The sequence below is a fragment of the Microbacterium sp. Soil_N32 genome, from assembly GCF_057655505.1.
This window is the reverse complement of the sequence record NZ_JBDGME010000019.1, coordinates 394,369-408,366: the sequence shown is the minus strand read 5'-3', so window position 1 is coordinate 408,366 and position 13,998 is coordinate 394,369. Positions and strand designations below refer to the sequence as shown.

Here is a 13,998-nt window from a genome sequence, read left to right as displayed (position 1 = left end):
CACGCCGGGGCGCCGTCGAGGTGGGGTGTGAGCGAGGTGATGCCCGAAAACTCGGTTTCGAGCCGCTCAAGTCTATCAGACACGCGATCCGTCGCGGAGGGTCCCCGGTCGCGATGAATCATCGCGCACCGACGGCGCCGCCGACGCGCCGGGGCCGCCGTTCGTGAGCCAGATGATGGCGAGGAGGAGCAGACCGACGGCGGCGACGGTGCCGGCATTCAGATACCCCCGCGCGAGCACCCAGCCCACCGATCCGACGAGAGCGAGGGTCGCTGTCGCCGATGCCCAGAGCGGCATGGCCCGCATGCGTTCTCGGGGGAGACGGCGCTCGATACGGGGCACCAGTGCGCACAGGATCGCGATCACCGACACGATCACGATCAGCCACGGCACACGCGTCACCCACCAGGTCGGCGTGAGTACGGGCGGGAACGGCAGGCCGATCGCCAGCTGGATGCCGACGACAACGGCCATGGCCACCGTATGCCACAGATAGATCGTCATGCCGTAGACACCGAGCGTTCCGACCACCAGGAGCGCGGCGCGCCGCCGCATGAGTGCGCGGATGGCCGGTTGCAGGAGCGTGAAGAGGTAGACCTGTGCGAGTCCGAGCAGGAGGAGCACGACCGTCGGTGGATTGAGGTTCGCGATCATGTCGGGGTCGTAGCCCAGCGCGAGCACCGCGACGGCCATGAGTCCGTAGGCGAGGGCGGCGAGCAGGGCGAGCAGCCATCGCGGGCGGCGGGAATACCACTGGTCGCGGACGCCGAAGCCCAGCTGCTGCACGAACAGCCACACGAACAGCCAGTTCAGCGCGCCGACGGGCGCATCCCCGAATCGCACGGCGAGATCGACCGTGACCACGAGGGCGGCCAGGCCGAGATAGGTCGGCCAGGCCGCTCGGCGATGCAGCCAGGCCATGAGGGGAACGAACGAGGTGCAGATCGCGTAGACCGCGATGAACCACAACGGCTCCGCCAGCCGGAAGGCGAACGAGTGCAGGAACTCGTCGTCCACGCCGCAGAGGGCCATGGCGCCGAGCACCAGCAGCACACCCGCCATGGCCAGCAGCACCGGGCGGGCGAGTCGCAGCGCCCGCACGCGGATGTACTCCCCCGCCGTTCCCCCGCGCTGCCACAGCCGCCGCCAGGTGGTGATGCCCGCGAACCCGCCCGCGATGAAGAACGTCGGCATGATCATGCCGACCCACGTGATCGCCGCCAGCGGACGCCACTCGGCGAGGGCGTTGAACGCGAGGGGCGGATCTCCGTCGATGCCCATCTGCAGCGCGTGGAGCACCACGACGACCGGGAGGCAGATCGCCCGTACGAAGTCGATCGAGAGGTCTCGATCCGGCGGGATGCGGAGCGGGGAGCGCGTCACCCCGCCACTGTAGGGGGTCGCCGCCGCGTTCGCACCGCCCGGTCGCAGCCGGCTCAGCGGCCGTCGAGGATGCGGCGGATGCGCTCCAGCCGTGCCGAGACATCGCGCTCGGCACCGAGCGGTTTCGGGGCGTAGTAGCGGCGCCCCTGCAGCTCATCCGGCAGGTACTGCTGAGGGACGATGCCGGCATCGTTGTCGTGCGGGTAGCGATACCCCCGACCGTGCCCCAGCCGCTTCGCTCCCGGGTAGTGCGCATCGCGCAGGTGCAGGGGGACCCGACCGAACCCGCCCTTGCGGATGTCTGCGATGGCGGCGTCGATCCCGGCGTACGCCGCGTTCGACTTGGCCGTGGTCGCGAGGTACACCGTGGCCTCGGCGAGAGGGATGCGTCCCTCCGGCATGCCGATGAAGGCGACGGCGTCTGCGGCGGCGACGGCGATGACGAGCGCCTGGGGGTCGGCGAGGCCGACGTCCTCCGACGCCGAGATCACGAGCCGGCGGGCGATGAAGCGGGGGTCCTCGCCCGCCTCGATCATCCGAGCCAGGTAGTGCAGCGCCGCGTCGGGGTCGGACCCGCGGATCGACTTGATGAATGCGCTGATGACGTCGTAGTGCTCGTCGCCCTGCCGGTCGTATCGCAGCAGCGCTCGGTCGACGGCCTGCGCGATGTCGTCCGCGGTGACCACCGGCACGGGGGTGGCGGCCTCCTCGTCTCCGCTCCCCGCTCCCGCGTGCTCGTCGGAGTCCTCCTCGTCGGAGTGCGATCCGTCGGCCGCCTCATGCGACAGTGCGACGGCCGCTCCCGCTTCGAGGCCGGTCAGCGCGCGACGTGCGTCGCCCGAGGCGAGGCGTATGAGAGCGGCTCGCGCGTCGTCGCCGAGTGCCACCGCCCCGCGCAACCCGCGAGGGTCGTCGACCGCCCGGTCGACGAGCAGTCCGATGTCGTCGTCGGTCAGGGGCTGCAGGGTGAGCAGCAACGACCGGGAGAGCAGCGGCGAGATCACCGAGAACGAGGGGTTCTCGGTCGTCGCCGCGATGAGGATGACCCACCCGTTCTCGACCCCGGGCAGCAGCGCATCCTGCTGGGCCTTCGTGAACCGGTGGATCTCGTCGAGGAACAGGATCGTGGTCTGGCCGTACAGGTCGCGCTGCGTGATCGCCTCCTGCATCACCTCCCGCACGTCCTTGACCCCGGCGGTGATCGCCGACAGCTCGACGAATCGGCGACCCGACGACCGGGCGATCGCCTGGGCCAATGTGGTCTTCCCGGTCCCGGGGGGACCCCACAGGATGATCGACACCGCGCCGGGAGCGGCCGCATCCGGGTCTGCGAGGGCGACGATGGGTGAACCAGCGCGCAGCAGATGGCGCTGCCCCGCGACCTCGTCGAGCGACACCGGACGCATCCGCACGGCGAGCGGGGTCTGCCCGGAGAGCAGCGCGGAGGCGGAGGTCATCGCTCCAGGCTAATGCGCTCCTCGGACGTCCGCGCCGGTAGGCTCTCTGGCGACGTCGCGCAGACGGCGCAGAAGGAGGGGTCGGCATGGCGGCACGCGGTTCGAGGAATGCGCAGGCGCGCACCGAGGCGGAACGCGCCCGTGTGCACGCGGCACGCAGCGAGTGGCACGCGACGAAGATCCGCCGCCGGCGCCGTGACAACATGATCGCGATCCTGGGCGGCATCGTCGTGGTCGCCGCGGCGGTGGCGAGTCAGGTGGCGCACGCGCAGGTCACCGCTCCCGAGCCGACGCCCACTCCGACCGTCGAGCCCGCGCCTCTCGAGACCCCGGCCGACGCGCCTCTGCCCGACGAGACCACCGCTCCGGACGAGACGCCGGCGCCCGATGACGGATCCGTTCCCGACGACGGCTCGGAGCCCGAGCAGAGCCCCGCGCCGTCGGAGTGACGCCACCGTGCGACTGAGGCGCTCGGCCACTGCGGCGACCCCGCGGCGGAGCGCCACCTCGTACTAGGCTGAGACCCGTCCTTTCCGCCTCCCGCGGCCGACCGCGCAAGGAGAACACTGTGTCTGCCACCGAGCCCTCGAAGCCGACTCCCCCTGTCCCCGCTCCCCCGCGCGTTCCCACGCCGCCCCGGGTGCCCACCCCGCCGCGCTCCGCCGCACCGAGTGCGCCGAGCGCGCCTGTGTCGGCCGCGCCGACCATCGAGGGTGCCGCCGACTTCGGTCGCGTCGCCGACGACGGCACCGTGGAGGTGCGCGAGGGAGAGACCTGGCGCGTCGTCGGTCAGTACCCCGACGGCACCCCGGACGAGGCGCTCGCCTACTTCGTGCGCAAATACGAAGACCTGGCGTTCAAGGTGCAGACGCTCGAGCAGCGCCACCAGGCCGGTGGCGCGTCGGCGAGCGACCTCGCCAAGCAGGCCGCGCACCTCGTCGAGGAGACGACGGATGCGGCCGCTGTGGGCGACCTCGTCAGCCTGAAGGACCGTCTGACGGTGCTCACCGGCGAACTGTCCGCGGCCACCGCCGAGGAGGCGAAGAAGGCCAAGGAGCAGCTCGACCAGGCCATCGCCGACCGCACCGCGCTCGTGGAGCGCGCCGAGGCGATCGCCGCACGCGATCTCTCGAACGTGCAGTGGAAGCAGGTCACCGCCGAACTGGGCGAGCTGTTCGACGCCTGGCAGGCGCAGCAGCAGAACGGCCCGCGTCTGTCGAAGGGCGTGTCGCAGCAGCTGTGGAAGCGATTCCGTGACGCGCGGTCGATCGTCGACAAGCAGCGCCGCGCCTTCTACTCCGAGCTCGATGACGCCCACAAGGCCGCGCGCGACGCGAAGCAGAGACTGATCGAGCGCGCCGAGGCGCTCGCGGCGCGGGGCACAGAAGGCATTCCCGCCTACCGAGCCCTGCTCGACGAGTGGAAGGCCGCCGGTCGCGCAGGCCGCAAGGCCGATGACGCGCTGTGGGCGCGCTTCAAGGCTGCCGGCGACACGTTGTACTCCGCGCGAGCCGAGCAGTCCGCCGCTGAGGAGGCCGATTCCGCCCCGAAGATCGAGGCTCGTCAGGCGCTCCTCGAAGAGGCGAAGGCCGTCGCCGACGAGTCCGACATCAAGCAGGCGCGCGCGCTCCTGACTCGGATCCAGCGGCAGTGGGACGAGATCGGACGCATCTTCCCTCGCGAGAAGGAGCGTGCGCTCGACGACAAGCTGCGCACGATCGAGCAGGCGCTCAAGGCCCGCGAAGAGGTCGATTGGAAGCGCAACAACCCGGAGACCAAGGCGCGCGCCAACGACATGAGCTCGCAGCTGCTCGAAGCCATCGAGAAGCTCGAAGCCGAACTGGCCGCTGCCGAGAAGTCGGGCAACGCGAAGGCAGCGAAGGAGGCCGCCGAAGCCCTCGAGGCGCGTCGCGCCTGGCTCAGCGCCCTCGGCGGCTGACGGCTTCTCCACAGCATCCGCTCCTCCCTGCGAACGCGGGATGCACTACGCCACACTGGCGGAGTGCATCCCGCGTTCCTGTATCTGCCCGACACCCGCCTGAGCATCGCAGAACTCGCGGCCGCGCGAATCGACGGGCACGTGGTCGAGCTGGGGGATGCATACATCCCGGCCGATCTGGTCGAGGGGGCGCACACGCGCGCCGCGAGCATCTCGCATCTCGTGCAGTCCGGCGCTGCGGCATCGGGACCGAGTGCCGCGTGGATCCACGGCGCCGGCGACGATCCGCCCGCCCGACATCACATCAGCCGAGCCGTGCCGCGGCGCATACGCCCCGTGCAGCATCCGCGCGTCGTGTTCCATGACTCCGCCGTCGCCCGCACAGACGTCCAGCGCATCGACACGATCGACGTCACGACCATCGAGCGCACGATCATCGACCTCGCGCTCGGATTGCGGCGCGATCCGCTCCTCGAGCGCTGGCTCGAGTCACTCGCGCACCTCGCTCCCGACGGCGTCGACCGGGCATCCGCGTTCATCGCCACGCGCAAGCGGCTCCCGGGCTCGCGCCGCGCGGTGGCGGCACTCGACGCGCTGCGGGACCTTCAGGACGAGGTGACGCGGTAGACGTCGTAGACCGCCTCGATCCGGCGTACGGCGTTGAGCACCCGATCGAGATGCACCGCGTCTCCCATCTCGAACACGAACCGGCTGAGCGCGAGACGCTCGTCGGTGGTCGACACCGTGGCGGACAGGATGTTGACGTGATGCTCGCTCAGCACACGGGTCACATCCGACAGCAGACCGGCACGATCCAACGCCTCGACCTGGATCTGCACACGGAACACGCTCTTCGTCGTCGGCGCCCACGACACCTCGACGAACCGGTCCTGCTCGCCGCTCAGCGCCTTGACGTTGACGCAGTCGGTGCGGTGCACCGACACGCCGCTCCCCCGCGTCACGAAGCCGACGATCGGGTCACCCGGTACCGGGGTGCAGCACTTCGCGAGCTTCACGAGGATGTCGGCGGCACCCCGCACGAGCACTCCCGAGTCCCCGCCGCGCGGCTCCCGCGTCTGCACGGTGCCCGCGAGATCGATGGGTCCGGTCGTCGTATCGTTGGCCGCGACGAGCGCGGTCACCTTCTCCAGAACCGACTGGGTGGAGACGTGACCCTCGCCGACGGCGGCGTAGAGAGCGGACACGTCCTCGTAGCGGAGCTGCTGAGCGACCTCGGCGAAGGAATCCTGGCTCATGAGGCGCTGCAGCGGCAGGTTCTGCCGACGCATCGCCCGGGCGATGGCCTCCTTGCCCTGTTCGATCGCCTCTTCGCGGCGCTCCTTGGTGAACCAGCCGCGGATCTTGTTGCGCGCGCGCGTGCTCTTGACGAAGCCCAGCCAGTCCTGGCTCGGTCCGGCGTCCGGGTTCTTCGAGGTGAAGACCTCGACGACATCGCCGCTCTTCAACTCGGACTCGAGGGGGACCAGACGTCCGTTGACCTTGGCGCCCATTGTGCGGTGCCCGATCTCGGTGTGCACGGCATAGGCGAAGTCGACCGGCGTGGCGCCGGCGGGAAGGCCGATGACCCTCCCCTTGGGGGTGAAGACGTAGACCTCCTTCGCGCCGATCTCGAAGCGCAGGGAGTCGAGGAACTCGCCGGGGTCGGCGGTCTCGGCCTGCCAGTCGGAGATGTGCGCGAGCCACGCCATGTCGGTGTCGGACGCCCGCACCTCGACCTTGCCGCCGTTCATCCGCTCCTTGTACATCCAGTGCGCGGCCACGCCGTACTCCGCCTGCTGGTGCATCTCGTGCGTGCGGATCTGGATCTCGACCGTGCGGCCCGCCGGGCCGATGACAGTCGTGTGCAGCGACTGGTAGAGGTTGAACTTTGGGGTGGCGATGTAGTCCTTGAAGCGCCCGGGAAGCGGCGTCCATCGCGCGTGGATGGCACCGAGCACGGCGTAGCAGTCGCGCACCGAGGAGACGAGCACGCGGATGCCGATGAGGTCGTAGATGTCGTCGAACTCGCGCCCGCGGACCACCATCTTCTGGTAGACGGAGTACAGCTGCTTCGGGCGGCCGACCACCTTGCCGCGGATGCGCAGATCGCGCAGGTCCTCATCGATCTCGCGCACCACCTGCCCGAGATACTTCTCCCGCTGCGGGGTGCGCTGCGCGATGAGGCTGTGGATCTCGTTGTAGATCTTCGGATGCAGAACCGCGAACGAGAGGTCCTCGAGTTCGGACTTGATCGCCTGGATGCCGAGTCGATTCGCCAGCGGCGCGTAGATCTCGAGCGTCTCCTTGGCCTTCTTCGACGCCTTCTCCGGCGGGACGAAGCCCCACGTGCGGGCGTTGTGCAGGCGATCGGCGAGCTTGATGAGCAGCACGCGGATGTCCTTCGACATCGCGACGATCATCTTGCGGACCGTCTCGGCCTGAGCGCTCTCTCCGTACTTGACCTTGTCGAGCTTGGTGACGCCGTCGACGAGCATCGCCACCTCGTCGCCGAACTCGGCGGTGAGGTCGGTGAGCGCGTACCCCGTGTCTTCGACGGTGTCGTGCAGAAGGGCGGCGGCGATCGCGCGCGGACCGAGGCCGAGCTCGGCGAGGATCTGCGCCACCGCCAGCGGATGCGTGATGTACGGCTCACCGCTCTGGCGCAGCTGCCCGGTGTGCTTCTCCTTGGCGACCGCGTATGCGCGTTCGATGACGGAGATGTCACCGCGCGGATGATTGGCGCGGACCGTGCGGATCAGGCTGTCGAGGTCGTTGACCCTCGACGCGCGCGAGAAGATGCGGGGTACCAGACGCCGCAGGCTCGATCCCTGCGTTTGCGACTGCGCCTCCGCCATCCATGACCTCCTGAATCAATACATTCTACGCGTCGCGCGGCGAGCAGGGCCCGCCGCGCGACGTTGTCACGCCTCGGCGGCCGCGCGGGAGCGGGCTTCGAGGATGCGGGCGTCGCGCTCGCGGATCTTCGGCTCGTTCTCGCGGAACAGCGAGTACAGCGGCGCCGCGACGAACAGCGTCGAGTAGGTCGCCACGAGGATGCCGACGAAGATCGACAGCGAGATGTCGGTCAGGGTCTCGGCTCCGAGCCAGAACGCACCGATGAAGAGGATCGCGCCGACCGGGAGGGCCGCGACGACCGACGTGTTGATCGAGCGCACGAGCGTCTGGTTGACGGCGAGGTTGACCGACTCGCCGAACGTGCGCGCCGATTGCTCGCCGTCCTCGGTCGTGTTCTCGCGGATCTTGTCGAAGACGACCGTGGTGTCGTACAGCGAGTAGGCGAGGATGGTGAGGAAGCCGATGACGGCCGCCGGGGAGATCTCGAAATCGGCCAGCGCGTAAACACCCACGGTGATCACGAGCACGTCGAGCAGGCCGATGATGGCCGCGGCCGACATCTTCCACGTGCGGAAGTAGATCGCGAGGATGAGGAAGGTCAACGCGAGGAAGATCGCCAGGCCCCACAGGGACTGGCGCGTCACGTTCTCGCCCCACGCCGGACCGATGAACGAGGAGGTGACCTCGGCGGGCTCCACCTCGTAGGCCTCGGCAAGAGCGTTCGCCACCTGCTGCGTCTCGTCGGCGCTCATCTGGTCGGTCTGGACGCGCACGTCCTGATTGTTGACGATCACGACCTTGGCCGCGGCCTCCGGCACGACGGTGCGGACCGCATCGGTCGCGGTGGCCTGGTCGCGGCTGTCGGGCGCCTGCACCGTAAACTGCGACCCGCCGGTGAACTCGATGGAGAACTGGATGGGACGGATCAGCGGCACGAGCGCCGAGGCGACCACGAGAGCGATCGCGATGATGAACCACAGGCGACGCTTGCCGACGAACGGGAAGGACGTCTTGCCGGTGTAGAGGTTGTTGCCGAACTCGTTCATGGAGGCCATCAGGCGTCCCCCTCGCTTCCGGTGCTGCGGGATCTGTCGGTTGCGAGCGCCTCCGCGCGCTTGCGTTCGGCGATGGTCTGCCGGCGCTCGGCCTCGCCTCGAGCGCGGGCGTTACGGGCACCTCGGCCGGTCGACGCGCTGGCGACCTCACGGAACTGCGAGCGACTGCGGTAGACGGCGCCGAGCGACTCGGGGTCGAGGCCGGAGAGCTTGTGTCCCCCGCCGAAGAACTTCGTGCGGGCGAGCAGCTGCATCACGGGGTGCGTGAAGATCACGAAGATCAGCACATCGATGACCGTCGTCAGGCCGAGCGTGAAGGCGAAGCCCTTCACGGTCGCATCGGCGAGGATGTACAGCACCACCGCGGCGAGGATGTTGATCGACTTCGAGATGTAGATCGTGCGCTTGGCACGACCCCAGCCGTCCTCCACCGCAGAGGTGATGGACTTGCCGTCGCGCAGTTCGTCTCGGATGCGTTCGAAGTACACGATGAACGAATCGGCCGTGAATCCGATCGACACGATCAGACCGGCGACGCCGGCCAGCGACAGGCGGAACCCGAGACGCCACGCGAGAATGCAGATGACGATGTACGTCAGCACCGCCATCACGCCGATCGATGCGATGATGACCCACCCGAGCGCGCGGTACGACGCCAGCGAGTAGATCGCGACGAGGACCAGGCCGATGAGACCGGCGATGAGACCGATCTGCAGCTGCTGCGTACCGAGGGTGGCGGAGATGGTGTCGGAACTCTGCACCGTGAAGCTCAGGGGCAGGGCACCGTACTTCAGCTGGTCGGCGAGCGTGGTCGCCGACTCCTGGGTGAAGCTGCCCGAGATGCTCGGACGCCCGTCGAGGATCAGTCCGTTCATGGTCGGTGCCGAGATGACGACGCCGTCGAGCACGAAGGCGAACTGGTCGCGAGGCGACAAGCCGTCGATGCGGTTCTGGTTCAGGCGCTGGCTGACCTTGCCGAACGCATCGGCACCGTCGCCGTTCATCGTGAGCTGCACGAGCCAGGCGCCGCTGCGGGGGTCGCGCCCGCTCACCGCGTCGTCAATCGCCGTGCCGTCGAGCTCGACCGGGCCGAGAAGGTACTTCGCCCCGCCCTGCTCGTCGCACGCGATGACGGGCTGCTTCTCGTCGGCGTTCGCCGCGTTGTTCTCCGGGTTCGCGCAGTCGTAGGCGAGGAACTCCGCCTGCAGTTTCGGGGTCACCCAGTTGGGGTCGCTGCCGTCGGTCGGCTCGGCTGCCGGAGTCGACTCCAACGACGGATCGGGCGACGGATACGGCGTCTGGTTGCCGTCGTCGCCGAGGAACGTGTTCGACGCCGCGTTGGTCTGCAGGACCGCGCGGAACTGCAGCTGTGCGCTGCTCGTGATGCGCTCGCGCGTCTGAGCGTCGGCCTCACCCGGGATCTGGACGACGATGTTCTGCCCGCCCTCCGTGGTGATGTCGGCCTCCGCGACGCCCGACGCATCGACGCGCTGACGGATGATCGACGCGGCCTGGTCGAGCTGCTCCGCCGAGGGCGCGGCGCCGTCGTCGGTCTCGGCGCTGAGCACGATCTGCGTGCCGCCCTGGAGGTCGAGCGCGAGCTCGGGCGTCCAGGAGCTCTTCTGGAACACGTACACGCCGAGGGCGTTGATTCCGAAGAGGACACCCGTCACGAGGAGCAGGCCGAGGAGGACCCGCCATGCATGGCGGACCGGAGAGGATGTTGCCACGGGTGTTCCGCTTTCTGAGAGGCCGGACGTCCGGGAGCGCTTGCGCGCCGGGGTCTTACTTGTCGTCTGCGTCGCGGTCGAGGCGCGCGCGGGTCTCTTCGGGGGTCTCGAGCGTCGGTGCGTCGTCGACGACCGGGGCGCTGCCGTCGACAACGCGCTCCTCGCCGAGGACCTGCTCGTCGGCGACGACGATGTCCTTGGGCTCCACGATGCGCAGGATCGCCTGGCTGTGCACCTCGATCACCACGCCGGGCGCGACCTCGATCGACGCCGGGTGGTCGAGATCCTCGGGGTCGTACGACACGATGGTGCCGTAGATGCCGCCCTGCAGAAGCACACGCACGCCGGGGACGGTCTTCGTCGCCTTCTCCTCCTGCTCGGCCTTCATCTGCTTCTGACGCTTGCGCGTGTTGATGATCATGAAGACGAGCAGAACGGCCAGAAGACCGAAGAGGATGAGTTCCATGGGGCGGAGCGCCTTTCTCAGGTGCACGCACCATTCGTTGGGCGCACAGAAGTTCGGGGAAGTCTTCAGTGATTATAGGTCATGCAGACGCAGCGTCCCGTCGGGGTGCGGCACGCCGAGATGCTCGTACGCCTCGGGCATCGCGACCCTGCCGCGCGGCGTGCGCCCGAGGAATCCGATGCGCACCAGATAGGGCTCGACGACGCTTTCGACGGTCTCGGCCTCTTCGCCGACGGCGACCGCGAGCGTGCTGAGTCCGACCGGTCCGCCGCGGAACCGGCGCACGAGAGCCTCGAGGACCGCACGGTCGAGACGGTCGAGCCCGATCGGGTCGACGTCGTACAGATCGAGGGCGGCGCGGACGCCGTCGAGCGACGCTTCTCCCCCACCGTGCACGAGCGCGTAGTCGCGGACCCGGCGCAGGAGTCGGTTCGCGATACGGGGCGTCCCGCGGGACCGCCGAGCGATCTCGGCGAGCGAGTCGGACGGCAGAGCGACGCCGAGCACCGAGGCGGAGCGCGCGATGACCTGCTCGAGCTCGATCTCCTCGTAGAACTCGAGGTGCCCCGTGAAGCCGAAGCGGTCTCGCAGCGGATTGGGCAGCAGTCCGGAGCGCGTGGTCGCGCCGACGAGCGTGAACGGCGCCAGGTCGAGCGGGATGCTCGTGGCGCCCGCACCCTTGCCGACCATGATGTCGATGCGGAAGTCCTCCATGGCGAGGTACAGCATCTCCTCGGCGGAGCGCGCCATGCGGTGGATCTCGTCGATGAAGAGCACCTCGCCGGGGACGAGACTCGACAGAAGCGCGGCGAGGTCGCCGGCATGCTGGATCGCCGGACCGCTCGAGAGCCGCAGCGGACGCTCGCTCTCGTGCGCCACGATCATGGCGAGCGTGGTCTTGCCGAGTCCCGGGGGGCCGGCGAGCAGGATGTGGTCGGCCGTGCGGCCCTGGATGCGCGCCGCGTCCAGCAGCAGCTGCAGCTGTCCGCGCACCTTCTGCTGACCGACGAACTCGTCGAGGCTGGTCGGCCGGAGCGCCCCCTCGATCGCGAGTTCCGCCTCGTCGACGGGTTCCCGGGCGTCGAGGGCGTCAGACACGCGCCGGTCCCAACAGCGCGAGCGTTCGACGCAGCAGCGGAGCGACGGCGGCGCGCTCGGCGTCCGTCGCCTCGGCGGCGGTCTGCGCGGCCGCCTCGGCCGCGACCTTCTCGGACCACCCGAGCCCGACGAGCGCGGCGGCGACCTGATCGACGACCGTCGCCGCCGCGGTCGGAGTCGTGGCAGCCGGAGCGGTGGCATGCACCTTGCCCGCCAGCTGCACGACGATGAGCTTCGCGGTCTTGGGGCCGATGCCAGAGACGCGACGGAACGGCGCGTCGTCTTCGGCGGTGACGGCCTCGGCGATCTGGTCGACGGTCAGGTGCGAGAGCACCCCGAGGGCCGACTTGGGGCCGACACCGGTGACGCTGATCAGGAGCCCGAAGATCTCCAGCTCTTCGCGTTCGGCGAAGCCGTACAGCGAGAGGGCGTCCTCTCGGACGACGAGGTTCGTGTGCAACCGCAGCTGCGATCCGATCGTCGCGGTGTGCGCGACGTCCGAGGGGACGGCAACCGAGAATCCCACACCGCCCACCTCCAGGACGACCTGGTCCGCGGTCGCATGCAGAACGACACCGTGCAACGAGGAGATCATCCCCTCAGCCTAGGCCCCGCGTCGTACGTATGTTCGAGCGACACGCTCGGCATCGGCCCATGCCTTCTGCGCGGGCGTGAGCGTCTGCGCCCCTGCACCGCTGGCTCCTCCGCGGCGCCAGGCATGGCAGAGGGCGATGGCGAGGGCATCCGCGGCGTCCGCCGGCTGCGGCAGGGCGTCGAGACGCAGGATGCGCGCGATCATCGTCTGCACCTGGCGCTTGTCGGCTGCACCGTAACCCGTGACCGCCGCCTTGACCTCGCTCGGGGTGTGCGTGGCCGCCGGCAGCCCCGCCTCGGCCGCGAGCAGAAGCGCCACGCCGCTGGCCTGGGCGGTGCCCATCACGGTGTGGCTGTTCTGCTGCGCGAATACGCGCTCGACCGCGACCGCCTCCGGTCGATGGTCGGCGATCACGCGACGGATCCCTGCCGCGACGACCGCGAGCCGCTCGTGGATCGGGGCATCGGGCGACGAACGGATGACGTCGACGTGCACCAACGACCCCCGCCGCGCGCGGTCGACGTCGACGATGCCCACGCCGCACCGCGTGAGCCCGGGGTCGATGCCCAGCACGCGCAGCGAGGAGGAGGTCACGTCATCAGGCTAAGCGGCCGCGGTCGCTACGACGCGGGGGCGCGCCTAGGCGTCGTCGTTCTCGAGTTCGGCCTGCACCTCGGCGGTCAGGTCGAAGTTGCTGAAGACGTTCTGCACGTCCTCGCTGTCTTCCAGCGCGTCGATGAGGCGGAACACCTTCCGAGCGGTGTCGGCGTCGATCTCGACCTTGAGGTTGGGGACGAACTCGACGTCGGCCGACTCGTAGTCGATGCCCGCGTCCTGCAGGGCCGATCGCACGGTGACGAGGTCGGACGCCTCGGTGAGGACCTCGAAGCCCTCGGCGTGCGGCTCGATCTCCTCGGCCCCCGCCTCGAGCGCCGCCATCATCACGTCGTCCTCGGTGGTTCCCTCGGAGCCGACGACGATCACGCCCTTGCGGGAGAAGTTGTAGGCCACGCTGCCCGGGTCGGCGAGGGTGCCGCCGTTGCGGCTGAGAGCGGTCCTGACCTCGGCCGCCGCGCGGTTCTTGTTGTCGGTGAGGCACTCGATCATGAGGGCGACGCCGTTGGGGCCGTACCCTTCGTACATGATGGAGGTGTACTCGACGGCCTCGCCGCCGATGCCGGCACCGCGCTTGATCGCGCGGTCGATGTTGTCCTTCGGGACGGAGGTCTTCTTCGCCTTGAGGACGGCGTCGTAGAGCGTCGGGTTACCGGACAGATCGGCGCCGCCGAGCTTGGCCGCGACCTCGATGTTCTTGATGAGCTTCGCCCACGACTTCGCACGGCGCGCGTCGATGACGGCCTTCTTGTGCTTCGTGGTCGCCCATTTGGAATGCCCGGACATAACTCTCCGCTCGTCGTC

General features: G+C 69.2%; 13 protein-coding genes. 3 read left to right on the top strand and 10 right to left on the bottom strand.

Going from position 1 to position 13,998, the window contains the following annotated elements:
* Window positions 1-75: 75 nt before the first annotated feature.
* Together AC3A3J_RS10085 and AC3A3J_RS10080 are read right to left on the bottom strand one after the other, a co-directional pair.
* A complete protein-coding gene (locus AC3A3J_RS10085; RefSeq protein ID WP_487672147.1) occupies window positions 76-1,383 on the bottom strand; it encodes an acyltransferase family protein in 1,308 nt (435 codons plus the stop codon).
* Between the two features lie 53 nt (window positions 1,384-1,436).
* Window positions 1,437-2,840: a replication-associated recombination protein A gene (locus AC3A3J_RS10080; RefSeq protein WP_487672146.1), complete on the bottom strand. Its 1,404-nt coding sequence runs from the start codon at window positions 2,838-2,840 to the stop codon at window positions 1,437-1,439.
* 86 nt (window positions 2,841-2,926) lie between these two features.
* On the opposite strand from AC3A3J_RS10080, the gene AC3A3J_RS10075 reads away from it, so the two are divergent.
* The 3 genes from AC3A3J_RS10075 to AC3A3J_RS10065 all read left to right on the top strand — a co-directional run bounded on the left by AC3A3J_RS10075 (window position 2,927) and on the right by AC3A3J_RS10065 (window position 5,406).
* Window positions 2,927-3,289 (top strand): hypothetical protein, encoded by a 363-nt coding sequence (locus AC3A3J_RS10075; RefSeq protein ID WP_487672145.1) that lies wholly within the window; start codon window positions 2,927-2,929, stop codon window positions 3,287-3,289.
* A gap of 119 nt (window positions 3,290-3,408) precedes the next feature.
* Window positions 3,409-4,779, top strand: a complete 1,371-nt coding sequence (locus tag AC3A3J_RS10070) for a DUF349 domain-containing protein (RefSeq protein WP_487672144.1) — start codon at window positions 3,409-3,411, stop codon at window positions 4,777-4,779.
* Between the two features lie 63 nt (window positions 4,780-4,842).
* Window positions 4,843-5,406 (top strand): hypothetical protein, encoded by a 564-nt coding sequence (locus tag AC3A3J_RS10065; RefSeq protein ID WP_487672143.1) that lies wholly within the window; start codon window positions 4,843-4,845, stop codon window positions 5,404-5,406.
* Here AC3A3J_RS10065 and AC3A3J_RS10060 read toward each other — a convergent pair.
* The 8 genes from AC3A3J_RS10060 to AC3A3J_RS10025 all read right to left on the bottom strand — a co-directional run bounded on the left by AC3A3J_RS10060 (window position 5,385) and on the right by AC3A3J_RS10025 (window position 13,980).
* Complete coding sequence (locus AC3A3J_RS10060) at window positions 5,385-7,634, bottom strand: RelA/SpoT family protein (RefSeq protein ID WP_487672142.1); 2,250 nt, start codon at window positions 7,632-7,634, stop codon at window positions 5,385-5,387. The two genes, AC3A3J_RS10065 and AC3A3J_RS10060, sit on opposite strands and share 22 nt — an antisense overlap.
* A gap of 66 nt (window positions 7,635-7,700) precedes the next feature.
* The gene (gene secF, locus AC3A3J_RS10055) at window positions 7,701-8,690 is read right to left on the bottom strand and encodes a protein translocase subunit SecF (RefSeq protein WP_487672141.1); all 990 of its coding nucleotides are present in this window, start codon (window positions 8,688-8,690) and stop codon (window positions 7,701-7,703) included.
* Complete coding sequence (secD, locus tag AC3A3J_RS10050) at window positions 8,690-10,420, bottom strand: protein translocase subunit SecD (protein ID WP_487672140.1); 1,731 nt, start codon at window positions 10,418-10,420, stop codon at window positions 8,690-8,692. Before secD ends, secF begins: the two co-directional genes overlap by 1 nt.
* Before the next feature lie 55 nt (window positions 10,421-10,475).
* Window positions 10,476-10,886, bottom strand: coding sequence for a preprotein translocase subunit YajC (locus AC3A3J_RS10045; protein ID WP_487672139.1), 411 nt, complete (start codon window positions 10,884-10,886; stop codon window positions 10,476-10,478).
* A 72-nt stretch (window positions 10,887-10,958) separates the two neighbouring features.
* Window positions 10,959-11,984, bottom strand: coding sequence for a Holliday junction branch migration DNA helicase RuvB (gene ruvB, locus AC3A3J_RS10040; RefSeq protein WP_487672138.1), 1,026 nt, complete (start codon window positions 11,982-11,984; stop codon window positions 10,959-10,961).
* Window positions 11,977-12,579: a Holliday junction branch migration protein RuvA gene (gene ruvA / locus AC3A3J_RS10035; protein WP_487672137.1), complete on the bottom strand. Its 603-nt coding sequence runs from the start codon at window positions 12,577-12,579 to the stop codon at window positions 11,977-11,979. The genes ruvB and ruvA overlap by 8 nt, the downstream gene beginning before the upstream one ends.
* A 9-nt stretch (window positions 12,580-12,588) precedes the next feature.
* Window positions 12,589-13,173 carry a crossover junction endodeoxyribonuclease RuvC gene (ruvC, locus tag AC3A3J_RS10030; RefSeq protein WP_487672136.1) on the bottom strand — a complete coding sequence of 195 codons (585 nt, stop codon included), beginning with the start codon at window positions 13,171-13,173 and terminating at the stop codon, window positions 12,589-12,591.
* 45 nt (window positions 13,174-13,218) lie between these two features.
* Window positions 13,219-13,980, bottom strand: a complete 762-nt coding sequence (locus tag AC3A3J_RS10025) for a YebC/PmpR family DNA-binding transcriptional regulator (RefSeq protein WP_487672135.1) — start codon at window positions 13,978-13,980, stop codon at window positions 13,219-13,221.
* Window positions 13,981-13,998: the final 18 nt, after the last annotated feature.